We start from the raw sequence: 25864 nt of genomic DNA, 5'->3' as shown, positions 1-25864 counted from the left end.
GCCCATCATGACGGCCGAGCCCGCCTCGATTCTCCCCGATCGCGTCCGACGGTCCCTCCGCCGATGGCGGCGTCGGGGGGGCGCCCCCTCGATCGTCGTCGCCGTCTCGGGGGGAGGGGACAGCGTGGCCCTGCTTCGGGCGATGCACGCCGTCGCGCCGGGACTGGGGATCGCGCTGTCGGTCGCCCACCTGAACCACGGGGTCCGGGGGGAGCAGGCCGACCGCGACGAGCGGTTTGTGGCCGAGCTGGCCGAGGCGCTCGGGCTGCCGATCGACCTCGGCCGCTGGCATCCCGAGCGGCCCGGCCACTTCGAGGCCGACGCCCGGCGTGCCCGATACGGTTGGCTCGTCGCGGTCGCCGGCCGGCGAGGGGCCGGCGCCGTGGCCGTCGGCCACACCCGGGACGACCAGGCCGAGACGGTCCTGCACCGGATCGTCCGGGGCACCGGCCCCCGGGGACTGGCCGGCATCCCTCGGCGTCGCCGGCTGGCCGAGGGCCTGGAGCTGATCCGGCCGATGCTCGACGCCTCGCGGGAGGAGGCCCGCGCCTTCCTCGACGCCCTCGGCCAGCCCTGGCGAGAGGACCCCAGCAACGACGACCGCTCGCGGACCCGGGCCCGCATCCGGCACGAGATCCTCCCGGTCCTGGCCGGGCTGAACCCGAAGGTCGCCGAGGCGCTGGTGAGCCTGGCCCGGTCGGAACGGGAGACGGTCGCGCTGGCCGACGAGCGGGTCGTCGAACTGGCCCGGCGGGTGCGGGAGGACGCCGAGCCCGGCACGATCGCCTTCCGCCGCGACCGCCTGGCCGCCCTGCCCCCCGGCGCGAGGGCCGAGGTGGTCCGCCTGGCTTGGCGTCGGCTGGGCTGGCCGGAAGGGGGGATGTCGTCGGCTCGCTGGCGTCGGATCGCCGCCCTGGTGCGGTCCGACCGCGGCCGGCACGCGATCGGAGCGGGGATCGACCTGGTGCTCTCGGCCGATCAGGCCCGGCTGGTGCCCGCCGCCGGGGTGCCGGCGCCGCTTCCCCCGCCCCCGGCGTCGCTGCCGATCCCGGGGAAGGTGCGCTGGGGGGGCCTGACGATCACCTCGGCGCTCGACCCGCCCCCCGAGCTGCCGAGCGACGAGCGGATCGACCGGGACGCCGTCGATCCGTTCGACGACGGCTCGGGCCCGCATCTGCTGATCGGGCCGGCCCTGCCAGGGGACCGCTTCGCGCCGCTGGGCATGGGGGGAAAGTCGATGCCGGTGGCCGACTTCCTCCGGGGGCGTCGCGTCCCGCCGGCCGACCGGGGGCTGGTGCCCGTCGTTCGAGACCGCCGGGGCCTGATCTGGGTCGTCGGGCACCGCATCGCCGACCGGGTCCGCCGCACCGACCAGACGCGCCGGATCCTCGCCCTGCTGGCCGACCCCGAGGGGCCGGGGCCGTGACGATCGCCCACCGGCGAAGGACGAAGTTCGCGCCCGGCTCGCCTCCGGTTCGTTGCCGGCGGATCGCTCCCAGCGGTACGATGCGGGCTGGCCGGGCCGGGCCGGGCTGGTGGAGTGTCGTGTCGAACGTCGACGATCCAATTCGGGGGCGATCCGCCGTGGGATGGTTCGGGTTCGCGAAGAAGACGACATACATCGTCGCCGTGTCGTATGAGGGGCCCAATCGCTTGCGGCTCAACGGCAACCGCTCGGAGGGGGGCAAGATCAAGAAGAACGCCGCCGCCCACGAGCAGACGGTGATCTGGATGGAGGTCACTTCCGGCGGAGGCCGGGTGGACCAGGGGACGGGGCCGTCGTCGGCCCGGCTGGCGCCGGGGGAGCTGGAGGCACTCCGGCGCGACGTGCATCTCTCGTCGGCGTTCAAGGCCGTCGTCGAGGAGCTCGACAGCGGTCGGGACCACGCCAGCAAGTGGTACAAGCTCGGCAAGTGACCGGCCGGCCCGGCTCAGGCCCCCGGCCCGAGCCGGCGGTCGATCGCCTCCAGGGCCTCCCGGGCCCCCATCGCCAGGCCGATCTGGCCGGGGGGCACGTCTGGCTCGCGGGTGTTGATGCGAATGAGCGTTCCCCCGCACGCCCGGGCGACGTGCGCGCACATCCGGCGGACGGTGGGGATGGCGGTGCCGGCTCCGCACTCGACGACGACCAGCGGGACGCCGCCGAGCGGGCGGAGCCAGGCGTCGAACCGCCGCTGCTGGGCGTCGGTCTCCGACGGATCCCAGCCGAGGTCGCCGAACATCAGGATGTTCGGCCGGGCCAGGCCGCCGCACGAGGGGCAGGAGGGCAGCGGGGGGGCGGCCCGCAGCGTCTGGGGGTCGACCGCCAGGGGCCGGGGATCGGCCTCGAACAGCCCGGCGCCGCAGCCGGTCAGGCACTGGAGCCGGGCGATGGCCCCGTGGCACTCCAGGATGCGGGACGACGGGAAGCCGGCCCGCTGGAACTGGCCGTCGACGTTCGACGTGTAGACGAATCCACCGGCGGGGATGCGATCCAGCCACCGCCGCAAAACGGCGAACCCGGAGTGCGGCGCCGTCTCCCGGTAGAGGTTCAGGCGGTGGCCGTAGAAGCCCCAGGCGAGGGCGGGGTCGGTGCGGAACCAGCGGGGGTTGGCCAGCTCGGCGAAGTCCAGTCCGAGCCTCCTGGCGGCCGGGTAGGCGCGCCAGAAGCCTTCGCGGCCCCGGAAGTCGGGCAGGCCGGAGTCGACCCCCATGCCGGCCCCGGCGCCGACGAGCAGGGCCCCGGCCCCGGCCACCGCCTCGGCGGCTCGGGCGATCAGGTCTTCGATCCGGTCGGCCATGGCGAGGGTTCTCCGCGATCCGGGCCGGGGGTCAGCTCCGAGTCGGTCGAGGATAGCGGCCTCGGCGATGCCGAGCGACGGGCTCGGCCCGGGATTGGCCTCGAGCCGGGCGGGTGGGTTGTCGCTCTCGGAAGGGAGGATCCCCCTCGGCCCGCTTCCGGGGCTCCTGGCCGGCGACTACCATAGGGGAGGGCGTCTCCCGCGGGGAGCCGGCCCGTCGGGGTGCGACGGGGCCCGGGAGCGGGGCGGCCCGGGGACGGACGGGGGGATCGGCCGATGGCCAAGAACGTGCTCGGCGGTAACCTGGAGGCTTGCGGCATCGACCCGATGACCGGGTTCTTCCGGGACGGGTGCTGCCACACCGGCGCCGACGACATCGGCCTGCACCTGGTCTGCGCCGAGGTCACGCGGGAGTTTCTCGACTTCTCCCGACGCCGGGGGAACGACCTGGTCACCCCGATGCCCCAGTTCGGCTTCCCCGGCCTGAAGCCGGGGGACCGCTGGTGCCTGTGCGTCGAGCGCTGGAAGGAGGCGATGGAGGCCGGGGTCGCCCCTCCGGTGGTGCTGGAGGCAACTCACATATCGACGCTGGAATTCGTCTCGATCGAGGAATTGAAGGCGCACGCGCTGGGGGTCGACTGAGCGTCGTCGTCGGCCTCCTCGCCCTCCGGTCGTTCCCCGATCTCGGGGGGAGGGGCAGCGGCCTGACGACGGGGGGCCGGGGCGGCTCTGTTGCGGTTGACCGGGGAGGGGGGTGGGGCTAGGATGCCCGGCCACCCTTGCGGCCGGCACCGGGGCGATCGGACCCGAAACGCTCCTCCCCGCAACGGATCGGCCGCCCCCGACGACGGGGTGGCCCACGTGTGCCATGCCCGACTCGACGCGACGATCGCGCTGGACCCGGCACGCGACCCTGCCGTTGATCCTCCTCGTCGGCCTGGGCTTCCGCCTGCTGGCGGCGGCGGCCGTGCAGCTCTACACGCAGCAGAAGGGGCTGCTGGGCGTCTTCGGCGACACGACGATCTACTGGGCGCTCGGCGAGGCGATCCGCACCGGCGCTCCCTACGTCGTGGAGCAGTGGGGCCAGCCGCACTTCGCACTGCGGACGCCGGGCTATCCGGCCTTCCTCGCGGCCTGCCAGGCGATCTTCGGCGAGCACGCGCCGCTGGGGGCCCGGGCGGTGCAGGCGGGGCTGGGAGCGGTGTCGGTGGGCCTGGTCTACGGGCTGGTCGTCTCCCTCTGGAGGGGGGGGGGCGAGGCGGATCGGCGCCGGGCGAGGTCGGTGGCCACGGTGGCGGCGGCGCTGGCGGCGGTCGAGCCGTATACGGTGGGGCTGTCGGCCCTGCTGCTGTCCGAGGCGCTGTTCGTGCCGCTGATGCTGGCGGCGCTCTGGGGCCTGGCGGTGCTCTGGAGGAGGCGGCCGGGGGACGACGGCGAGCCGACGCCCCCGGCCGGGCCTCGGGGGATTGCCTCGGCGGTGGTGGCGGTGCTCTCGGGCCTGGCGATCGGCGGGGCGATTCTGGTGCGGCCGTCTTGGGCGGCGGTCGTGCCGGTGATCCTGCTGGCGTGGGTGCTGTCGGAGCGCAGCGGCAGGGCCATCGGCCTGGCGGCGCTGGTGGCGGTGGCCGTAGCCGGGGCGATGGCGCCGTGGTGGATCCGGAACGAGCGGGTGATCGGCCGGTTCGTGCCGACGGCGCTCTGGGTCGGCGCCAGCCTGTACGACGGGTTGAGCCCGGAGGCCACCGGCGCCAGTGACATGGCGTTCCTGGAGGACCCGGCAATTTCGGCGCTGGGGGAGGTCGAGCAGGACCGGGAGCTGAGGAGGAGGGCGGTCGCGTTCGCGAGGGAGCACCCCGGTCGGGCGCTGAGGCTGGCGGCGATCAAGGTCGCGCGATTCTGGAGCCCGTGGCCGAATGCCGACGAGCTGTCGGCCCCGGGGGTGGAGATCCTCAGCGGCCTGGCGACGATCCCGGTCTTCCTGCTGCTGGCGGTCGGCGTCTGGGACCGAAGGAGGGACCCGAGGGCGTTGGTGCTGCTGCTGGGGACGCTCGTTTCCTTCTGCGTCCTCCATGCGGTGTTCGTCAGCTCGATCCGGTATCGCCTGCCGGGGATGGTGCCGGCGCTGGGGCTGGCGGCGGCGGGGCTGGTGCGCCTGGTGGGGGGGCGGTTCGGCCGGGACACGAGGAAGATGGTGGCCTGGGCGGTCGTTCTGCCGGTGTCGGTGCTGGTGGGAGGGGGCTGGTACGCGGTCGGCCACGCGACGGACGGCTCGGAGCTGGCGAGGCTGGTCGAGCGCGAGGCGGTGCGGCTGCTGCCTGGCTCGGTGGTGCAGGTGGGGCGGGTGACGCTGCGGCCGATCGGCGGCTCGGCGGCGCTGGAGCAGGTGCGGATCTACCAGAGGATCGAGGGCCTGTCGGGGCCGACGGTCGAGGTGGGCTATGTCCGGCTCCAGTTCGACGTGGCGGCGCTGTTGCGGAAGCAGTTCCGGCCGAAGGAGGTGGTCGTGGCGCAGCCGACCCTGCGCCTGGGCCTCCGCCCCGACGGGAGCTGGAACCTGCAGGGAATGCTGGCCGACCCCTGGCCGCTGCCCCCCCCGGACGCGCTGCCGACGATCCTGGTCCGCAGCGGCACGCTGCTGTTCGCTCGGGCAGAGGGAGTGGTCGCGGTGCTCCGGGACGTGGCGATGAAGCTGGAGCCGATCTCCGAGGTGGTCTACCGGCTGGAGGGGAGCGCCCGGGGAGACGGCTTCGAGCGGCTCGACTTGGCCGGCACGTTCGATACCCGGACCGGCCGCGTGACCCTCTCCGGCGGCGAGCTGGTCCGCCTGGAGCTGGGGGACGCCCTCGCCGCGCGCATGCCCGAGCCGTGGCGGCCGGCGTACCAGAAGCTGGCGCTCTCGGACGGGGAGCTGGACGTCCGGGTCCGCCGGCTGGTGGTCGACCCCAGCGCCCCGGCGGGGCCGCTGCTCGACCACGAGGTCGACCTGCTCGTGCGGTCCGGCACCTGGTCCTGCCCGGAGCTGCCGTTCCCGCTCAGCGAGGTCGAGCTGCTGGCGACGTTGCGGGCCGGAGCCCTGGAGGTGGAGCACGCCCGGGGGATCAACGGCCGGACGACGGTGCGCGCCGCCGGCTCGGTCGACGCGACGGATCCCGTCAGCGGGCCGATGGATCTGCTGGTCGAGGTCACCGACCTGGAGCTGGACGACCGGCTTCGGGCCAAGACCCCCCCAGACGTGGAGGGGCTCTGGACGGAGCTGTCGCCGGGGGGCAGGACCCACGTCTATGCGAGAATCGCCCGGCGACGGCCGCGGGGCGAGGTGGGGATCGGGCTGACGCTGGACTTGCAGGATGTATCGATCACCTGCGCCGCCTTTCCGTACCCGCTGGAGCATCTCTCCGGCCAGGTCGTCTGGGAGGGGGACCGGGTCACGATCCCGCCGCCGGGACTGGCGACGGTCATCGGCAACCGCCCCGCCCGGTGCTGGGGGACGATCGACGAGCCGGGGGAGGACTGCGTCGTCGCGCTCGACTTCGAGATGGGCGCGCTGCCGATCGACGAGACGCTGCTCGGGGCACTGGCGCCGGATGTCCGCCAGGTGCTCCGCCAATTCCAGCCGAAGGGGACGGTGCGGGTCGCCCATGCCCGGTTCGAGCGCCGGCCGCCGGACGCCCCCGGCTCCCCGGAGTCGGTGGCGCTGACCGCCACGCTCGACCTGGGGGAGCCGGCCGAGGCCGGCGGCTTCGCCTTCACCTGGGAGGGGCTGCCGTACCCGATCACCAACGTGAAGGGCAGGCTGGTGATCACCCCCGAGCGCTGGGAGTTCCACGACCTGGTCGGCTACAACGGCCTGGCTCGAATCGAGTGCCCGGAGGGCTGGGTGCGCCAGTCGGGGCCGAACGCCTTCGACGCGGAGCTGTCCCTCAGCGCCGAGGATCTGCCGTTCGACGAGCAGCTCCGCCGCGCCCTGCCGCCGGAGTGGCAGGAGACCTGGCGGCTGCTCAACCCGACAGGCAAGGCGTCGCTCGACTCGTCGATCCGGGTGGTGGACAACGTCAACCACACGAGAATGGCGATCCGCCCCGATCCCGGCACGTCGATCCGACTGAAATTCACCCCCGCGCCGATCGATCCCGGCGGGCCTCCCCCGCCGCCGCTGGAGTTGCCGGCGATGGAGGGGATCGACGGAACGTTCGTCTACGACGACGGCCTGGTGACGATGGACGGCGTGGCCTTCCACTTCCGGGGCTCGCCGGTGCGCTTCCGCTCGGGCCTGGTCGAGTTGGAGCCGGACGGCCGCTTCGGCCTCTCGGTGACCGATCTGCGCGTGGCGCGATTCCGGCTCGACAGCGAGCTGAGGAAGCTGATGCCCTCGGTGATGGCCGAGTTCGCCCGCCGGCTGGACGAGAGCCCGGCGATCCCCTCGATGCGGGGAGACCTGCGGCTGGGCTGGTCGGGCCGTCTCGGGGACCCGGCGTTCGTGGAGTGGGAGAACGGCCTGGTGGTGCTCGACGGCCAGACCATCCGCGCCGGGGTGGTGCTGGAGGCGATCCACGGCCGGCTCGCCGGCGTCTCGGGCCGGTTCGACGGCCGACGGCTGGCCCTGGAGGGGCTGGTGGACCTGGACAGCCTGACGATCGCCGGCCAGCAGATCACCCGGCTGCGCTCTCCCCTGGTGGTCGACGGCGAGTCGGCGGCCCTGCCGGCGATCGAGGGGAACCTGCTGGGGGGCCGGCTGACCGGCCAGGTGCGGATCGGCCTGGACGAGGAGCCGGACTACGCCGCCACGCTGGCCGTGCAGGACGCCGAGCTGGCCCGATTCACCGCCTCGCTCCCCGGCAAGCAGAGCTTCCGGGGGTTGCTCTCGGGGATGATCACGTTCCGGGGGGCCGGACCCGACCCGAGGTCGATCACCGGCTCCGGCGACCTGAGAATCCGGGAGGGGGACCTGGGGGACCTGCCGGTGGCCCTGCGGTTCGTCAAGGTGCTCAACACGCTGGACATCGCCGCGCCAGGGGACGCCACCGCGTTCGACAGCGCCGAGGTGTCCGTCCGGATCGAGAACGGCCTGGCCTACCTCGACCCGATCCGACTCTCCGGCGACGCCATCAGCCTCCGGGGAGGCGGCACGATGGACCTCCGCGGCCAGCTCGACCTTCGACTGCGCCTCGTCTACGGCCGAGACGGCCTGCGCATCCCGCTGCTGAGCGACGCCTTCCGCGAGGCCGGCGGCCAGATCGCCGACATCCGCGTCACCGGCCCCGCCTCGTTCCCGCTGTTCCGCCCCGAGGTCCTGCCCGGGGGCCGTCGGGTGTTGCAGTCGCTGGGCAGCGGGGTCTTCAACCTGTCTCGCGAGGAGCGGCCGGCGCTGGTGCGGTGAGATCGGCCCGGGGGGCAGCTGCCTCCCCATCGGGCCCGATCGCCCGCCGCCGACTTGAGCGGCCGACTTGAACAGATGCATCTCTCCGGTTAGACCGGAAGGGTCGCCGGGGCGAGGGGGGCGGCCGATCTCGGCGGGGAGGGAGGCCCCGAGAAGGCCCAGGGGGCGAGAGCCCGGCCGGGCGGGGGGAGGCGATGGGAGGGGACCGTCAGACCGGGGACCGTCGCGGCCGATGGCTGGGGATCGGGCTGGCGGCGGCGGCCGGGCTGGCCGGGCTGGTGGCCTGGGTGGCGTCGCCGTCGGACGAGCAGCGGTGGCGGAGGATCGAGCGGGCGCTGGAGGATCGCCGGTGGGAGGAGGCCGAGGCGGGGCTCTCCCGGTGGCTCGTCCGGCATCCGGACGACGACCGGGCTCGGCTCCAGTGGGGGGCCGTGCTCGGAGCCCTCGACCGGGAGGAGGAGGCCCGGGAGGAGCTGGCCCGGGTGGGGGAATCGAGCCCGGCGTGGGCCCGGGCACAGTTCCTGCTCGGCGAGCTGGCGGCCAATCGGCACGACGGGGCCGAGGCGGAGCGGGCCTACCGGGAGGCGATCGGCCGGGAGCCGGGGGCGATCGAGCCGAGGGTGCGGCTGCTCTCGCTGATGTTCGTCCAGCGGAGGGCCGAGGAGGCGTGCCGGCTGCTCCGGGAGCTGGACCGGCTGACCGGCGACCCGAGGCACCTCGTCACGCTGACCGGCCTGGCGCTGGAGGGCCGGCAGGCCGAGCAGTTCCGGGACCTCGGCGGCGAGGGGGAACAGCTCCTCGACCGGCTCCGGCCGTTCCTGGAGCGGTCGCCGGACGACCCCTGGCTGCGTCGGGCCCGCGGGCTGATCCGATTCGAGCTGGGAACGCCGGCCGAGGCCGTGGCCGACCTGGAGTTCGCCCGGCTCGCGATCGAGAACGACCCGGACGTCCGCCTGGCGCTGGCGGCCTGCTACGCCGCGACCGGGAGGGCGGATCGGGTCGAGGAGGCGCTGGGCCCGATGCCCGCCCTCCCCGCCGACCGGGCGCGCTGGTGGCTGCTCCTCGGCCAGGCGAGCCGGGCCCTCGGCCGGGAGGACGAGGCGATCGATCACTGGCGGCAGGCCGTGGCCGCCGACCCGGGCCACCTCCAGGCCCATTACCGGCTCGGCCGGGCGCTGGCCGAGGCCGGCCGAGCCGATGAGGCCGGGCCGATCCTGGAGCGGGCCGAAGGGATCCGGGACCGGACCGATCGGCTCAAGGCCGCCATCAACGGCGCCCTCTCGGGCCTGGACGGCGCCGGGGAGTGCCTGGTTCTGGGGAGGCTCTGCGAGGAGTCGGGGATGCCGGCCTTGGCGCGTCGGTGGTTCGAGCAGGCCGCCCGGCTCGACCCGCTCGACCGCGCCTCCCAGCAGGGAATTGCCCGGCTGGCGGAGGCGGCGTTCGAGCCGGTCGCCCCCCCGAGGCTCCGGAACGCGGCCGGGACGCCGTCGGGGGGCGTCGCGACGGCCGGTGTCGCGGAACGATCGCCCTCGGGCCCGGTCCGGGCCCGGTTCGAGGACGAGGCGGCCTCCCGGGGGCTGGTCTTCCGCTACGACCCGGGGGAGGCCGGCGACCTGTTCATCGCCGACACGATGGGAGGCGGCGTCGGCCTGATCGACTCGGACGGCGACGGCTGGCTCGACGTCTATTTCGTCAACGGCTGCCCCCTGCCGGTCGACCCGGACGACCCGCCGGCCCCGAACCGGCTGTTCCGCAACCGGGGGGACGGCACGTTCGAGGACGTGACCGATCGGGCCGGCGTCGGGGGACGGGGCTACGGCATGGGCTGCGCCGTCGGCGACTACGACGGCGACGGCGACGACGACCTGTTCGTCACCGGGTTCGGCGCGACGGTGCTCTACCGGAACAACGGGGATGGGACGTTCGCCGACGTCACCGGGTCGGCCGGGGTGGCCTCCGATCGCTGGAGCACGGCGAGCGGCTTCGCGGACCTCGACGGCGACGGCGACCTGGATCTTGTGGTCGTAACCTATGTGGAGGCCGACCCGGCGACCGCCCCGCCGTGCTCGGACCCCTCCGGCGAGCCGATCCACTGCCCCCCCGGCCGGTTCCCGGCGCAGGAGGACCTGCTCTTCCGCAACAACGGAGACGGCACCTTCACCGACGTCTCCCGAGAGGCCGGGCTCGACCGGCCGGGCCGGGGGCTGGGCCTGGCGATCGTGGACGCGGACGAGGACGGGACGCTCGACCTGTTCATTGCCAACGACGCCGAGGCCGACTTTCTGTTCCTGAACCGGGGCGGTCTGCGGTTCGAGGAGCAGGGCGTGGCCGCCGGCGCCGCCTTCGACGGCGACGGCCGGGCGACGGCCAGCATGGGAGTGATCGCCGACGACCTGGACGGCGACGGCCGGATCGACCTCTACCACACGAACTTCCGCAACGAGCCGGACACGCTGCTGCGGAACCTCGGTAACGGGTTGTTCTTCGACGCGACCAGCGGATCGGGCCTGGAAGGGCCGAGCCTGGCGGTCACCGGGTTCGGGGCGGTGGCGCTGGACGGCGAGAACGACGGGGCGCTCGACCTGTTCGTCGCCAACGGGCATGTGGACGACCAGCCTGGGATCGGCCAGCCGATGGCCCAGCCCCCGCGCTGGTATTCGGGCCTCGGGAGGGGCCGGTTCGAGACGGCCTCCCCCGGGGAAGTCGGCCCGTACTTCCGTCGGCCGGTCGTCGGTCGGGGGGCGGCCGGTGGCGACCTGGACAACGACGGCCGGGTCGACCTGGTCGTCGTCCACCGGGACGCACCGGCGAGCCTGCTCCGCAACGTCTCCCCCGGCGCCGGCCACTGGCTCGGCGTGCGGCTGGTCGGCTCGTCGAGCGGGCCGACGCCGGTCGGGGCTCGGGTGACGTGTCGGGCCGGCGGGCGGTCGATGACCCGGGTGCTCTCGGCCGGGACGAGCTACCTGTCGGCCTCGGACCCCCGGCTCCACTTCGGCCTGGGAGCGGCCGAACAAGTGGACGAACTGGAGATCCGATGGCCCTCCGGAGCCGTCGAGCGGCATGCGGGCCTCGCCGCCGATCGGATCGTCGAGTTCCGGGAGGCCGTCGAACCGGCCTCGGAACGCTGAACGACCGTCGGGCCAGCCCCGATCCCCCCTCCCCCCCGGCGCCTGGCCTGCGCGCCGGTTGCATCGCCGCGCTGGTTCTGACACACTAGAAGACACATCCCAATTCATGAAGTCTGATGGGATGTTCACTCTAAAAAGTCAGGAGCACGCGATCATGGCGATCAACCGGAGACGCCTCGGGGCGATGGCCGCGGCGGCCCTGCTCTCGGCAGGAGCCGGGTGCGGCGGGGGCCGGCCGGACGTCGACTCGGCGATGGAGGAGGTGATGGTTTCGGGGAGGGTGACGATCGACGGCAAGCCGGCCGCCGGCAGCACCATCACCTTCGACCCGTCGAACGTGGAACGCAGGGACGCCCAGGCGCGGTCGACGCAGATCAACGACGACGGCACCTACACCATCTCGACGCTGATCGGCCAGAACCGAGTCAGCTTTTCGGGAGGGGAGATCGGCAAGTATCCTGAGATCATCAACGGGGCCTCCATGCACGAGCTCCAGCGCGGCGAGAATACCCTGAATTTCGACCTGCCGCTTGAACAGGATCTGTCGGGGGGCTGAGGCCCCCCCGACGGCGGCCGGCTCGGCGGCTGGCCCGGGGATCGGTGCCGGCCGCCGAGTTGTCGGGCCCCAACGCCGACGGGCGGCGGTTGAGGGTTGGTGGTTGGTGGTCGGCGTTTGCTCAGTACTGGTCGGAGGAAATGACCTCGCCGCCGGCTCGGCTGCCGAGCGCCCACCAGACCTGGGGAGAGATGGACTCCTTGATGAACTTCACCGAGCCGTCGGCGAAGCAGACGTTCACGCCGCCGGGGTGCCGGCTGGAGGCGGTGTAGGCGCCTCCGGAGTCTCCTCCCCAGCGTGAGGTGTTGTAATTGCAACTGTGCTGGTTCGGCGTCATGATGTGGTTGTAACGCGAGTGGCCGAAGCCGCCGTTGTGCCAGTATGAGCCGAAGGCGTAGAAGTTGGGGCTGAAGACCGCATCCGGCGAGTACGGGCTCACCTGCCGGCAGGCCTGGTAGAAGGCTTGCGGGGTGTTCAGGTCGTTCGCGTTGGCCGGCTTGGCGATCTGGACCGGGGTGGCCGAAGGGCGGGTCAGGTCGGGGACGGTGGGGTTGGCGAACCAGCCGATGCCCTTGACGCGCTCGCTGAAGGCGGCGGTGTTGCTGGTGCCGTCTCGGATGTCGGACAGATTGACGACGGGCTTGGTCTTGGCCTCCTGCGGCCTTCTGGGGGTCGTGAACGGGGCGAGGCCGTCCGGCGGCCGGCCGTTCCAGCCGAAGAGTCCGTTGAAGGCGTTGGTGTTGTCCCAGTCGTAGAAGGCGGCTGGGGCGTTACCGGCGTTGGCCGCGTAGTTGTTGTGGCCGTCGGGGGCGGTGAGCCGGTCCTCGTCCGAGGGGCATTGCAGGAAGCTGAGCGTTGCCCGCTGGGCCGTCGTGTTCGCGTTGGTGGCCGGGTTCTGGAGGCCGTAGGAGAAGTTCAAGGCACTGAAGATGCTGTACTGCTCCATGTACGGCGTCATCAGCGCCAGCGACGACCACTGGTTCCACTGGTCGGGCCCGTCTCCCCAGGGGAACGAGCCGGTGGCGCCCTCGTAGTTGTGCAGGGCCAGGCCGATCTGCTTGAGGTTGTTGGTACACTGGGCGCGCCGGGCGGCCTCCCGGGCCGATTGCACCGCGGGCAGCAGCAGGGCGATCAGAACACCGATGATGGCAATGACAACCAGCAATTCGATTAGCGTGAAGCCGTCTACCTTGCGGTGGCGAATGCTCATGCGCGATGGCTCCGGGGAAGAAGGAACGGTGGACGAGTGGACTTGGCTGTCGGATTGTCCGCGCCGTGATCGGCGGGCAGCGGGCCACCGCGCGACGGAGCCGGCGTCACGAACGGCGTCGGCCCTGGGATCGCACGACTGGCAAGGGACTTGGTTCGGGACCATCATTGGGTTGATGGGGATGATCCCACAAGCATTCTGACGTAATGGATCCGGAATGCCAAGAAAAATCAATGTTAAATACTACTATTAAACTGATGCCGGATTCCTGGTCGGGGGGCGGTCCTTTCGGACGGGGGGCCCGGCCGGCGGCGGAGGAGGGCGAGCGGAGAGCGGATTGGCGGAGGGCCGGGGGGGATCGGCCCGGCCCGGCCCGGCCCGGCCGAATCGGTTGGAGCTGGGCAGGAGCCTGCCCGAGGGTGTTCGGTGGGCAACTGGCCCGTCGAGGGCCGGTCAGGGGCCGGGGGAGAGCTCGCCCCGGGCCTCGCCGGTCATCGGAACGAAGGAGACGGGGAGGACTGTCCACTGGCTGATCGTGCCATCATCGGCCTTCTCGGCCACGACGAGCTGCTGGCCGGAGGCGTCCCCCACCGGGGCCACGAGGCGTCCCCCCGGGGCGAGCTGCTCCAGCAACGGGGGCGGGATCTCGGGGGGAGAGGCGGCCAGGATGATCAGGTCGAAGGGGGCGTGCTCGGGCCAGCCTCGGTAGCCGTCGCCGAGTCGGACCGTCACGTTGTCGAAACCGAGGCGATCGAGCCGCTCTCGGGCCGAGTCGGCCAGTTCCTCGACGATCTCGATGCCGTCGACCTCCGCCACCAGCTCGGAGAGGACGGCGGCCTGGTAGCCCGATCCCGTGCCGATGTCGAGGGCGCGGTCCCCCGCCTCCGGTCGGGCGAGCTGAGTCATCAGCGCCACGATGTACGGCTGCGAGATCGTCTGGCCCGAGCCGATCGGCAGCGGCCGGTCGGCGTAGGAGAGCCGCCGGTATTCCTCCGGCACGAACTCGTGGCGAGGGACTCGGGCCATCGCCTCGAGGACGCGGGGGTCGTCGATGTCTCGGGCGAGGAGCTGGAGATCGACCATCGCCCGACGCTGCCGAGCGAAGTCGTCCTCGTCCCCGTCGGGGAGCCCGGCAGCGGGGAGACTCCCCCCGGGTTCTCCGGTCGGGACGCAAGCGAAGATCGGTCCCAGGACGATGAACCATCCGAGGAGGCCAGCCAGGCTTGGCCTCGGGGGTCCGATGCTTGATCTGGACATGGGATCGTCTCCGTCTTCGAGGTCGCCCCTCCGGGGGCCGGCCGCCCCTTCTCCCGACCTCGGGCCTTTGCCCGGCGCCGGGGGGATTCGATGCGATTCGCCGGCCGGGCGGGGAGACCGGGGGCGGCCCCGGGCCGTTCCGGGCCGGCTGGCTCTCCGGATCCTCGTCGAATCGATGCGCCAGAGCAAACGCGATGCGAGGTCGCCGAGCTGGGGCCGGGGGGGGCGCTTGCCGAGGGTTGAGCGCCGCCGGGCGGTCCATTACCCTGGGACCGAGGGGATCCGCCGCGCTTCCCTGGGCGGATCCGGCGTGCCAGGCCAACCCGACCGACCCGACTCACCTGCCAGCTTCCCCCCGCCCGGGACGAGGTCGGCCCCCCGCTCCCGACCGAAGCGAATCCCTGCCGTCCGCGAGGAGACACTGATGACGAGCCGGTCCCGATCTCAGCGTCCGGGGCTCCTCGGCCCGTGGGTGGTCGCGACCGTAGTCGCGATCGCGACCGCGGCTGCGACCGCGCCGGTCGAGGCCGATGATGAGGGGGCGATCGACTTCGGCCGGGACGTCCGGCCGATCCTCTCCGACGCCTGTTTTACCTGTCACGGGCCCGACGAGGCCAACCGCAAGGCCGGCCTTCGGTTGGACCTGCCGGCGGGGCTCTTCGAGCCGTCGCCGTCGGGAGGGGTCGCCGTGGTGCCGGGATCGCCCGAGGAGAGCGAGCTGTACTGGCGGATCACTTCGGAGGACGACCTCGACCGCATGCCTCCTCCCGATTCGGGTAAGGAGCTGTCGCCGGAACAGATCGCCACGCTCACCGCCTGGATCGAGCAGGGGGCGCCGGTCGAGCGGCACTGGGGCTTCGTCCCCCCCGAGCGGCCGGAGTTGCCGGAGGTCTCGGCGCCGAACTGGTGCCGGAACCCGATCGACGACTTCGTCCTCGCCCGACTCGATCGGGAGGGAATGACTCCCGCTCCCGAGGCGGACCGCACGACGCTGATCCGCCGGCTGTCGCTCGACCTGATCGGCCTGCCGCCGACGCCGGAGGAGGTGGACGCCTTCCTCGCCGACGAGTCTCCCGAGGCGTATGAGCACCTGGTCGACCGCCTGCTCAGCTCGCCGCACTACGGCGAGCGCTGGGGCCGGATCTGGCTCGACGCCGCCCGGTACGCCGACAGCGACGGCTACGAGAAGGACAAGGCTCGGTTCGTCTGGGCGTATCGCGACTGGGTCATCCACGCGCTGAACGCGGATCTACCCTACGATCGGTTCATCATCGAGCAGATCGCCGGCGACCTGCTGCCCGACGCGGGGCAGGACCAGATCGTCGCCACCGGGTTCCTGCGGAACTCGATGATCAACGAGGAGGGTGGCGTCGATCCCGAGCAGTTCCGCATGGAGGCGATGTTCGACCGCATGGACGCCATCGGTAAGGCGGTGCTCGGGCTGACGATTCAGTGCGCCCAGTGTCATACCCACAAGTATGATCCGATCTCGCAGACCGAATATTATCGCATGTTCGCCTTCCTGAATAACGCGCACGAGGCGAACGTGGCGGTTTACCTGCCCGAGGAGCAGGAGCGCCGGGAGGAGATCTTCCGCGAGATCAGGGCGATCGAGGATGACCTGAAGGACCGGACCCCCGACTGGGCCGATCAGATGGCCGCCTGGGAGGAATCGGTGCGTGACGACCAGCCGGCCTGGACGGTCGTCCGGCCCGAGCTGGACTCCAGCGGTGGGCAGAAGCATGACCTGCTGGACGACGGGTCGATCCTGGCCGCCGGTTACGCCCCGACGAAGCACACGACCGCGTTCACCGCCCGGCTCGAGGGGCCGACGACGATCGCCGCCGTCCGGCTCGAGGTGCTCAACGACCCGAGCCTGCCGAAGGGAGGGCCCGGGCGGTCGATCGAGGGGCTGTTCGGCCTGACCGAGTTCAAGGTGGTCGCGGCGCCGCTGGACGACCCCAGCAAGGGGGCCGAGCTGAAGATCGCCCGCGCCTCGGCCGACGTGAACCCCCCCAAGGCCCCGCTGGGGGCCATCTACGACGACCGGAGCGGCAGGGATCGCGTGACGGGGCCGATCGGCTATGCGATCGACGGCGACGACCTGACCGCCTGGACGACCGACATCGGCCCTGGCCGCAGCAATGTGCCGCGTAAGGCGGTCTTCGTCCTGGAGGAGCCGGTGTCGTTCCCCTCTGGGGCCGAGGTGACCTTCAAGCTCGTGCAGAACCACGGCGGCTGGAACAGCGACGACAATCAGAACAACAACCTCGGCCGGTTCCGGTTCTCCGTCACCGAGGCGGCCGACGCCGAGGCCGACCCGCTGCCGGCCGTCGTCCGCGAGATCCTGGCGATCCCCCTTGAGGAACGATCTCCGGAGCAGCTCGACGCCGTCTTCTCGTACTGGAGGACGACCGTACCCGAGTGGGCCGAGGCGAATGATCGGATCGAGGCCCTCTGGGCCAAGCACCCGGAGGGGACGACGCAGTTGGTGCTCGCCGCCCGGGAAACCCCCCGGGTGACCCGCCTCCTGGAGCGGGGGGACTTCCTCAAGCCGGCCGAGCCCGTGTCGCCTGGCGTGCCCGAGGTGCTGCACCCGCTGCCCGAGTCGGAGGGAACTCCCGACCGCCTGACGTTCGCCCGATGGCTGGTCGACCGCCGATCGCCGACCACGGCACGGTCGATCGTCAACCGGGTCTGGCAGTCGTACTTCGGCGTCGGGCTGGTGAGCACGCCGGAGGACCTGGGCTCCCAGGCCGAGGCCCCGAGCCACCCGGAGCTGCTCGACTGGCTCGCCGTGGAGTTCATGGACCGGGGCTGGAGCCTGAAGCGGCTGCACCGGCTGATCGTCTCGAGCGCAACGTACCGGCAAGCGTCGTCGGCCGCTCCCGAACTCTATGCGCGGGATCCGGAGAACCGACTGCTGGCGAGGGGGCCGAGGCACCGGGTCGACGCGGAGATCGTCCGGGACATCGCCCTGGCCGCCAGCGGCCTGCTTGATCCCGAGGTGGGCGGGCCGAGCGTCTATCCGCCGGCGCCGGAGTTCCTGTTCCAGCCGCCGGCCAGCTACGGCCCAAAGGTCTGGAAGACCGATACCGGGCCCGACCGCTACCGGCGCGCCCTCTACACCTTCCGGTTCCGGTCGGTGCCGTACCCGGCGCTGGACGCCTTCGACGCTCCTCCCGGGGAGCAGTCTTGCGTGCGCCGGTCCCGGTCGAACACGCCATTGCAGGCGCTGATCACCCTGAATGAACCCCTGTTCATGGAGTCGGCCCGGGCGCTGGCGCGCCGGGTGCTGGCCGAGGCGGGCGATTCGGACGCCGACCGCCTGCGGCGGGCCTTCCGCCTGTGCGTCTCCCGGGAGCCGACCGGGAAGGAGGCCGAGGTGCTGCTCGGGCTGCTCGACCGGCAGCGCGGGCGGTTCGCCTCGGGAGAGCTCGACCCGGCCGGGCTGATCGCGGAGGTCCCCCCGCCCGAGGGCTGCTCTCCGGTGGAGCTGGCCGGTTGGACGGCGGTCGCCCGGGTGCTGCTGAACCTGGACGAGACGATCACGAAGGAATAACGGTATTCGCGCCGACGACCGGACAAGGTCGATCGAGCCCGAACCCCGGAGGCACGCCCCGTGAACTGCCAGGACCATCGCTTCCGACACGCCGATCCCGCTCAGGTGAGCCGGCGCTGGTTTCTCCAGGAGTGCGGCGTTGGCCTCGGCGCCGTGGCGCTGGGCCAGTTGCTGGCCGAGGGAGGTTATGCCGCCCCGGCTCCGGATCCGGCCCCGGCCCCGGCCCCGGCGGCGGACCCCCTCGCCCCGAAGCGGCCCCACTTCGAGCCGAAGGCGAAGAACGTTATCTTCCTGTTCATGGCCGGAGCTCCCAGCCACCTGGAGCTGTTCGACAACAAGCCGAAGCTCGCCGAACTGGACGGCACGCTGCCGCCCCCGCAACTGCTGGAGGGCTACCGCGCGGCCTTCATCAATCCGAACTCAAGACTGCTCGGGCCGAAGTTCCGGTTCGCAAGGCACGGCCAGAGCGGCGCCGAGCTGTCGGAGCTGCTGCCCCACACGGCGAGCGTCGCCGACGAACTGTGCATCGTCCGGTCGATGGTCACCGATGCGTTCAACCACGCGCCGGGCCAGATCCTGATGAGCACCGGCTCGCAGCAGTTCGGCCGCCCGAGCCTGGGGGCGTGGACCTGCTACGGACTGGGGACCGAGTCTCGGGATCTGCCCGGCTACGTGGTCTTCAGCTCCGGCTCGAAGGGGCCCAGCGGCGGCAACGCGAACTGGGGCAGCGGGTTCCTGCCCACCGTGTACCAGGGGGTGCAATTCCGCACCGGGGGAGAGCCGGTGCTCTACCTCTCGAATCCCGAAGGGGTGGACGACGTCCTGCAGCGCGACTCGCTCGACGCGATCTCGGCGCTCAACCGCATGCGGCTCGACGAAACGGGCGACCCGGAGATCGCCACGCGCATCAACTCGTTCGAGATGGCCTATCGGATGCAGTCCAGCGCCCCGGAGCTGATGGACCTGGCCTCCGAGCCGCGGCACGTCCTGGACCTCTACGGCGCCGAGCCGGGCAAGCCGTCGTTCGCCAACAACGCGCTGCTCGCCCGCCGGCTAGTCGAGCGCGGCGTCCGCTTCGTGCAGCTCTTCCACGAGGCGTGGGACCAGCACGGCAACCTCGTCAACGACCTGAAGAAGAACTGCCAGAACACCGACCGGGCCTGCGCCGCCCTGATCACCGACCTGAAGCAGCGCGGCCTGCTTGACGAGACGCTGGTCATCTGGGGAGGAGAGTTCGGCCGCACGCCGATGGTCCAGGGCGGCAACGACGGCCGAGACCACCACCCGAACGCCTTCACCATGTGGCTCGCCGGAGGGGGCATCAAGCCGGGCCTCACCTACGGCGCCACCGACGACCTCGGCTTCGGCGTCGCCGAGAACCCCGTGCACGTGCACGACCTGCACGCGACGATCCTCCACCTGCTCGGCTTCGACCACACGAAGCTCACCTTCCGCTTCCAGGGGCGCGACTTCCGCCTGACCGACGTCTTCGGGAGGGTGGTGACCGACCTGATCGCCTGAGGCCGGATGGCCGATCGATCGCCCTTCTCCCGCCTCCGCTGGCTCTTTCCCCTCCCGGCGCCCTTTTCCCCGGAGGCCGGCGCCGGCGGACTTCCGACCCCCGACTCCCTCTCCCCGGAGCATCCCCCATGAATCGAAGAGACGTGCTCGGGTCCCTGGTCGCCGGCGCGGGCCTCCTGGCCTCGAGCCGCCCGGCCAGGGCGGACGACGAGGGCGGGAGGGCGTCGGCTCCGGGGGCGGAGGAGCTGGCCGGCCTGACGATCCGGGACGTTCGGGCCATTCTCACCGCACCGTCTCGGATCCGGCTGGTGGTGGTGAAGGTGGAGACGAACCAGGACGGGCTGTATGGCCTGGGCTGCGCCACGTTCACGCAGCGGGCCCGGCTGGTGGCGGCGGCGGTCGACCAGTTCCTCAAGCCGTTCCTCGTGGGCAAGAGCCCGCTGGAGATCGACGACACGTGGCAGTCGTCGCTGCTCAGTTCATACTGGCGGCACGGGCCGGTGCTGAACAACGCGATCAGCGGCGTGGACATGGCGCTGTGGGACATCCTCGGCAAGGTGGCCGGGCTGCCGGTCTACCGCCTGTTCGGCGGCAAATGCCGAGAAAAGGTGCCGACGTATCGATCGACCGGCGGCGAGTCGGCCGAGGAGGTCGAGGAGGGGGTCCGGGCCCTGATGGAGCAGGGGCAGCGGCACGTCCGCGTCCAGTACGGCGGCCGGGGGGGCGGCACGACCTACGGCGTCCGCCGGAACTCGGTCGACGAGTCGGCGCCCGAGAACCGCCGCACCTATCCCTTCGACCCCGTTGCCTACGCCCGCCAGGTCCCCCGGCTGTTCGAGCACCTGAGGGACCGGATCGGCGACGAGATCGAGCTGCTGCACGACGTCCACGAGCGCATCCCTCCGGTGCAGGCGATCCGGCTGGTCAAGGAGGTCGAGCCGTATCGGCCGTTCTTCATCGAAGACCCGTTTAGCCCCGAGGACGGCGATTACTTCGCCCACCTGCGCTCCCAGACCGCCGTCCCCCTGGCGATGGGAGAACTGTTCACGAACCCTCGCGAGTACCTGCCGCTGATCTCCGGCCGGCTGATCGACTTCATCCGGATCCACATCTCGATGGTCGGCGGCCTGACGCCGGCGAGGAAGATCGCCTCGCTCTGCGAGTTCTTCGGCGTGAAGACCGCCTGGCACGGTCCCGGCGACCTGTCTCCGGTCGGCCACGCGGCGAACATCCACCTGGACCTCGCCGTGCCGAACTTCGGCATCCAGGAGGGGAGGCGGTTCTCCCAGGCCGAGCGGGACGTCTTCCCCGGCGCCCCCGAGCTGGTCGACGGCTGCTACCAGCCGATCGACCGCCCCGGCATCGGCGTCGACCTCGACGAGGAGCTGGCCGCCCGCTTCCCCGTCGAGGACGACCCGCCCTTCGACATGCACTGGGGGAACCTCCGGCTGGACGACGGCACCGTCATCCGGCCCTGATCGGAGGGCGATGCGGGCCGATCATCACCGATCGGCAGGGGCTTGTGCGAAGGGGGATCGGGAGCGGAACGCCTCCAGCCAGGAGGCGACGATCGCCCCCTTCAGGTCGCCGGCCTCGTTGCATTCCTCGATCGTCTTGCCCCAGTAGAAGCTGATCCAGCCGTCGACGATGTCCTGGCCGCCGTCCATGAAGTCGAGGGTCTGCTCCAGGCCGGCGTGGAGCGGGAAGATCTCCTCGACGACCAGCGGCTTGCCGACCTCGTAGACCCGCAGCGCGGCCAGCGAGCCGTCGATGTCGTCCTTCTTCGGGTAGAAGTGGACGCTGACGAAGTCGAGCGGGCCGCCCGCCTCGGGACCGTGGAAGAGGGGCTTCGCGCCCGGGAAGGTGTGGGCCCAGGGGATGACGCCGACGGTGATCAGGTGGCGGTCGTCGACCTCCCGGATGGCGTCGGTCAGCCGGCGGACCCAGGAGGCGGCTACCTCCTCCCCCGATCGGCCGGCCTTGTCTCGGGTGATGCGCTGGACGAAGTACTTGCCTCCCAGCGGCTCGCCGACGAGCCAGCCGTCCCCCTGGCCGCCATCGAGGACGGGCTCGTTCATCAGGTCGTAGCAGAAGACGGCGGGGCTGTCCTTGCCCACCTTGGCGACGGCCCTCCAGAAGCGGGCCTGCACGTCCCAGCGGTCGGCTTCGGGCAGGGCGTCGTACCAGTCGGGCACGTCCTGTTTGTGGTAGCAGCCCAGGCCGGTGAGGTCGAGATACAGGCCGGTCTGTTCGGCCAGCCGGACGAGGTCGGCGAGCCGGCGGAGGTTGTCCGCGTTCGGCCGGTCGGGGGCGTCCAGGAACCTGGCCGTCTGGAGGTGGATCCGGACGACGTTCGCCCCCAGGGCCTTCATCTCCTGGAAGTCCTCGACGACCGTCGGCCACTCGTCGGCCCAGTAGTCTTCCAGCAGGCGGCCGGTGTCGTCGTGGTCGTAGTTGAACCCCCAGATCGGCACGAGCTCGCCGGTCCCGTCGGCGACGAAGTGGGAGCCGTCGGGGCTCACCGCGATCCAGGGGAGGGGAGCCGGGGGGGCCTCCTGGAACGCTCCCGACGGGGGGAGGACGGGACTGGCCAGGAGGAGGAGCCGAGCGATGACCGCGCCCATGATCGAAACTCCCTCGATTGCTCGACGGCGCGGGGCCCGACCCATCGGAGGGGCCCCGCGACGGCGCGTCAGGCGTCCGGGTTCAGGAACAGCCAGAGGGTCTTCAGCAGCCAGCGGTCCCCCTGCTTGACCCGCATCTGGACGAACGGCAGTTCCTTCTGACCCGTGTTCGGGCGGAATCGGCCGTGGACGACGAGCACCTCGGGGGAGATCAGGCGGGCGAACTCGACGGTGTTCTTGGAGTCGATCGGGCCCTGGCCGTCGAACAGGTCGCGGTAGAACGACGCGACGGCGGCCCGGCCGCGCTTGACGTCCTCCTTCACGCCGGGGTTTGCGTCGCTGATGAGGTGGATCTCGCCGTCCTCGGTATAGGAGGCGGCCAGGCCGGCGGCGTCCTTCGCGTCGAACATCTCGGAGCCGGCGGTGAGGAAGGCCTCGGCGATCCGCTCCGCCTCGGTCTGGGGCTTCGGCGACGGCCGGGGAGCGGGAGAGGGCGAGGCCGACGCGGAGGCAGAGGCGTTCGAGGGCGTCGGGGACCCGGCGTCGAGCCGGGGAGCGGTGACGCCAAGGGCGGCGGTCGCCGTCAGGCCGAGGGCCAGGCCGGCGGCGGCGATCTTGAGGGTCGCGTGCATGATCATGCTCCTCAGAGCGGTTCCCGCGAGGGCCAGGGCCGCCGGGGACGCCCCGGCCGCCGCCAGCCCTCCGGCCGCGGCCCGGGCCGCGGACTGCGTGGTCGATTCGGCCAGCGCGAGCCGGACGGCCCTCCCCGCCGAGGCCCTCGGCAGCGCCGAGGCCCCGAGAGCGGGCAGGGGGGAGAGCCCCCGGCCGGCCAGCCGGCAGCGGAGGCGGTCTCGGCCCCGGGAGAGGCGGCTGCGCACCGTGCCCACGGGCCAGCCGAGCCGCTGCGCCGCCTGCTCGTGGGTCAGCCCCTCGAGGTGGCAGAGCACGATCGGCTCCCGGAACCGCTCGGGGAGGCGGTCCACCTCCTCGATCACGGCCGGATCGAACCCCTCCGGCTCTCGGTCATTCGCCCAGCAAGGGCGGAGGGCGGCCGCTCCTTGCTCGTGGCGACGGCGACGGGCGGCGTCGACCCGGGCCCGGGAGGCGACCCGACGGGCGACGCCAAGCAGCCAGGGGGCGATCGAGTCACGCTCCCGGAGCGCGCCGGCCTTGCGGGAGAGCACGAGGAAGGTCGCCTGGAAGGCGTCCTCCGCGTCGTTCGGATCCGGCAGCAGACCTCGGCAGACGCGCAGCACCATCGGCCCGTGGCGGTCGACGAGGGCGCCAAAGGCCAACTCGCCGAGGCCGTCCCGGTTGGACTCGAATCGAGCCAGCAGCTCGCCGTCGGTCTCCCCCCCGAGCGTCCCCGCCGCGAAGAGCAGGCGGAGTTCCCGGGAGGCGATGCCCCCTCGGATCGTCGGCACGGGTCAAGGCCCCCCTGTCGCGCTGTCCTCCCGTAATGCCTCGGGAGCGGCCGGCCAATCCGCGTTTCTTCGAGTTTGTTCCCGAAGGCGGGGGAATCAGCCCCCCGGCCCGGCCTCGAGGATCGCCCGGTGGGCCCGGACGACGGCCCGGGAGGCCTCCTCGGGCGGGAGTGTTCGGCAGCGAGGTCCCAGGCCCAGCGTCTCCAGCGCCGATCGGTAGAACGAGCCGATCGGCTCGGGGGCCGCGACGACGATCGGCAGCTCGGCCGCCCCCGGGACCGAGAGCCCCCCCAGCTCGGTGCCGATGAGCAGGCCGCTCAGGCGATCGGCGTTCTCCTCCGGGGAGACGCCCTGCAGGACCGACCGGGCGCGGAGGGCGAACAGCTCGCCGAGGAGGTTCGCCCCGGAGGCGTCCCGGACTCCCCGAACGAAGGCGTCTCCCGGCGTTGGGGTCGGGGAGAGCGACGGCCGCAGGACGCTGTGCTCTCGGATGATCGCGAACAGCTCGCCGGTCAGGTAGGTGTGGAAGGTTTCCAGGATCCCGCCGCGGATGACCGCGTGCTTCGAGTGCGTGCCGGGCAGGATCACCAGGCCGTCGGCCAGGCCCCCGGCGACGAGGCCGAGCAGGATCGTCTCCTCTCCCCGCATCACGTCGGAGTCGGTGCGGACGCCGGAGACGAGCCGCACGGGGCAGGGCAGCGCGGCCGACTCGATCCGGGAGACGGGCAGCGACCGGGCCGACATCGGCAACGGAGCCGTCGCGTAGGGGAGCTCTCGGAGGCCGATCGAGGAGGAGGCCATGCCGGAGAGCACGAGCGTCAGGCCGGACAGGTCGGCCCCCGAGGCGGCCCGCAGGCGGTCGACGGCCGGGGCGATCGCGCGGAGGTAGAAGCCCTCGCGCTCGGCCGGCTCGCCGGCCTCCTGCCAGCGGCGGAAGGTGGGGCCGATGCCGTCGTCGGACTCGACCTCGGCGATCGAGTCCAGCGAATCGGCGTCGACCAGGCGGAGGCGGAGCCGGGAGGTGCCCCAGTCTCCGCTGACGAAACGCTCGGTGGATCCGGACATCACAGGGCCTTGCTCACCAGTCGACGACGGAGCCGTCGAAGACGTCGTAGGATTCGGGGTTGGTCCACTCGTGGCCGATCTTGTCCGCCATGGCGTCCTCGTCCAGCTCGATGCCGAGGCCGGGGCCCCTCGGCAGGTCGATGTAGCCGTCGACGACCCGGAACGGCTCCTTCAGGTAGCCGTCTCCCAGGCTGACCTGCTCCTGGCAGAGGAAGTTGGGGATCGACGCCGCCAGTTGCAGGCCGGCGGCCAGCGAAATCGGCCCGAGCGGGTTGTGGGGGGCGATGGCCGCGTAGTACGACTCGGCCATGCCGGCGATCAGCCTCGTCTCGGTGATGCCTCCGGCGTGGCACAGATCCGGCTGGAGGATGCTGGCGGCCCCCTTCTCCAGGATCTCCCGGAAGCCCCACTTGGTGAAGATGCGCTCGCCGGTGGCGATGGGAAGGTGGGTGCCCCGGGCGATCTCGGCCATCACGTCGACGTTCTGGCAGGCGACAGGTTCCTCAATGAACATCGGCTGATAGGGCTCGAGCGCCTTGATGAGCAGCTTGGCCGTTTGCGGGGAGATGGCGCCATGGAAGTCGATGCCGATGTCGGCGTCGTCCCCCGCCGCCTCGCGGAGGGTGGCGAAGCCATCCGCCACCTTGCGGACGAAGGCCGGGTTCTCGACGATCCGGGCCGGGCGGTCCTTCCTCGGCCCGGTCTTGAAGGCGGTGAAGCCCTGCGCCTTGCTCCTCTGGATCGCCTCGGGAGAGCCGGCGTGGGCGTAGACCCGGATGCGGGACCGCGTCGGGCCGCCGAGCAGCTCGTAGACCGGGACGCCAAGGGCCTTTCCCTTGATGTCCCAGAGGGCCTGGTCGATGCCGCTGATGGCGCTGGTGAGCACCGGGCCGCCTCGGTAGAAGGCGTGGCGGTACATCGCCTGCCAGTGGTGGGCGACGGGGCGGGGGTCCTTGCCGATGAGGTAGCCTTCCAGCTCCTTGACGGCGGCGATGCAGGTTTCGGCCCGGCCCTCGACGATCGGCTCACCCAGGCCGACGATCCCGGCATCGGTGTGGACCTTCAGGAACAGCCAGCGGGGCTTGACGAGGATCGTCTCCAGCCGGGTGATCCGGATCCGCTCTCCCGAGCCCGCGAAGGACTCGGCCAGCTGGCGGCCTCGGACGACGCCCCGGGAGTCGTTCTCATCGGCCTCGTCGCGGGGCCGATTGTAGGGATCCTGAGCGGCGAACGCCCCCAAACCGGCCGCGCCTCCGGCGGTGCCAAGCATCGAGAGCAGGAACGAGCGGCGGTGCCGCGAGCGCGGGCCGGGCGTCGACATGGCGATCACCGGGGTTCGGGGTCGGTGGGACAGTCGGTC

At 72.0% G+C, this 25864-nt stretch carries 16 protein-coding genes; 9 read left to right on the top strand and 7 right to left on the bottom strand.

The window, feature by feature from the left end:
- Positions 1-7: 7 nt before the first annotated feature.
- Positions 8-1426 (top strand): tRNA lysidine(34) synthetase TilS, encoded by a 1419-nt coding sequence (gene tilS / locus TsocGM_RS05945; protein WP_126724384.1) that lies wholly within the window; start codon positions 8-10, stop codon positions 1424-1426.
- A gap of 158 nt (positions 1427-1584) precedes the next feature.
- Positions 1585-1917 (top strand): hypothetical protein, encoded by a 333-nt coding sequence (locus TsocGM_RS05940; protein ID WP_126724383.1) that lies wholly within the window; start codon positions 1585-1587, stop codon positions 1915-1917.
- Positions 1918-1931: 14 nt separating this feature from the next.
- Here TsocGM_RS05940 and TsocGM_RS05935 read toward each other — a convergent pair whose 3' ends face one another.
- Positions 1932-2780 carry an SIR2 family NAD-dependent protein deacylase gene (locus TsocGM_RS05935; RefSeq protein WP_126724382.1) on the bottom strand — a complete coding sequence of 283 codons (849 nt, stop codon included), beginning with the start codon at positions 2778-2780 and terminating at the stop codon, positions 1932-1934.
- A 276-nt stretch (positions 2781-3056) separates the two neighbouring features.
- Between TsocGM_RS05935 and TsocGM_RS05930 the strand changes: the two genes are divergently transcribed.
- The 4 genes from TsocGM_RS05930 (at position 3057) to TsocGM_RS05915 (ending at position 11841) form a co-directional block, all read left to right on the top strand.
- Positions 3057-3422: a DUF2237 family protein gene (locus TsocGM_RS05930; protein WP_126724381.1), complete on the top strand. Its 366-nt coding sequence runs from the start codon at positions 3057-3059 to the stop codon at positions 3420-3422.
- A gap of 226 nt (positions 3423-3648) precedes the next feature.
- A complete protein-coding gene (locus TsocGM_RS27535; RefSeq protein ID WP_126724380.1) occupies positions 3649-8157 on the top strand; it encodes an AsmA-like C-terminal region-containing protein in 4509 nt (1502 codons plus the stop codon).
- A gap of 194 nt (positions 8158-8351) precedes the next feature.
- Positions 8352-11285, top strand: a complete 2934-nt coding sequence (locus tag TsocGM_RS05920; RefSeq protein ID WP_126724379.1) for an FG-GAP-like repeat-containing protein — start codon at positions 8352-8354, stop codon at positions 11283-11285.
- A gap of 106 nt (positions 11286-11391) precedes the next feature.
- Positions 11392-11841, top strand: coding sequence for a carboxypeptidase-like regulatory domain-containing protein (locus TsocGM_RS05915; RefSeq protein ID WP_126724378.1), 450 nt, complete (start codon positions 11392-11394; stop codon positions 11839-11841).
- 121 nt (positions 11842-11962) lie between these two features.
- On the opposite strand, the gene TsocGM_RS05910 is transcribed toward TsocGM_RS05915, so the two are convergent.
- Positions 11963-13051: a DUF1559 domain-containing protein gene (locus TsocGM_RS05910; RefSeq protein ID WP_126724377.1), complete on the bottom strand. Its 1089-nt coding sequence runs from the start codon at positions 13049-13051 to the stop codon at positions 11963-11965.
- Between the two features lie 453 nt (positions 13052-13504).
- Complete coding sequence (locus TsocGM_RS05905) at positions 13505-14308, bottom strand: protein-L-isoaspartate(D-aspartate) O-methyltransferase (protein WP_126724376.1); 804 nt, start codon at positions 14306-14308, stop codon at positions 13505-13507.
- A gap of 424 nt (positions 14309-14732) precedes the next feature.
- Between TsocGM_RS05905 and TsocGM_RS05900 the strand changes: the two genes are divergently transcribed.
- From TsocGM_RS05900 to TsocGM_RS05890, 3 genes are all read left to right on the top strand, one after another.
- On the top strand, positions 14733-17870 hold the full coding sequence (locus TsocGM_RS05900; RefSeq protein ID WP_126724375.1) for a PSD1 and planctomycete cytochrome C domain-containing protein: 3138 nt from the start codon (positions 14733-14735) through the stop codon (positions 17868-17870).
- Between the two features lie 60 nt (positions 17871-17930).
- Entirely contained in the window at positions 17931-19391 is a 1461-nt protein-coding gene (locus TsocGM_RS05895) for a DUF1501 domain-containing protein (protein WP_126724374.1), read from the top strand.
- A gap of 128 nt (positions 19392-19519) precedes the next feature.
- Positions 19520-20869 carry an enolase C-terminal domain-like protein gene (locus tag TsocGM_RS05890; RefSeq protein WP_126724373.1) on the top strand — a complete coding sequence of 450 codons (1350 nt, stop codon included), beginning with the start codon at positions 19520-19522 and terminating at the stop codon, positions 20867-20869.
- Between the two features lie 24 nt (positions 20870-20893).
- Here TsocGM_RS05890 and TsocGM_RS05885 read toward each other — a convergent pair whose 3' ends face one another.
- From TsocGM_RS05885 to dgoD, 4 genes are all read right to left on the bottom strand, one after another.
- Positions 20894-22015: a cellulase family glycosylhydrolase gene (locus TsocGM_RS05885; protein WP_126724372.1), complete on the bottom strand. Its 1122-nt coding sequence runs from the start codon at positions 22013-22015 to the stop codon at positions 20894-20896.
- A 68-nt stretch (positions 22016-22083) separates the two neighbouring features.
- Positions 22084-23439 (bottom strand): sigma-70 family RNA polymerase sigma factor, encoded by a 1356-nt coding sequence (locus tag TsocGM_RS05880; protein ID WP_126724371.1) that lies wholly within the window; start codon positions 23437-23439, stop codon positions 22084-22086.
- Between the two features lie 96 nt (positions 23440-23535).
- Entirely contained in the window at positions 23536-24504 is a 969-nt protein-coding gene (locus tag TsocGM_RS05875) for a 2-dehydro-3-deoxygalactonokinase (protein ID WP_126724370.1), read from the bottom strand.
- Positions 24505-24517: 13 nt separating this feature from the next.
- Positions 24518-25825 (bottom strand): galactonate dehydratase, encoded by a 1308-nt coding sequence (dgoD, locus tag TsocGM_RS05870; protein ID WP_199756706.1) that lies wholly within the window; start codon positions 25823-25825, stop codon positions 24518-24520.
- Positions 25826-25864: the final 39 nt, after the last annotated feature.

It is taken from the genome of Tautonia sociabilis (assembly GCF_003977685.1).
Lineage (GTDB): Bacteria > Planctomycetota > Planctomycetia > Isosphaerales > Isosphaeraceae > Tautonia > Tautonia sociabilis.
This window is presented reverse-complemented; position numbering and strand designations above follow the sequence as displayed.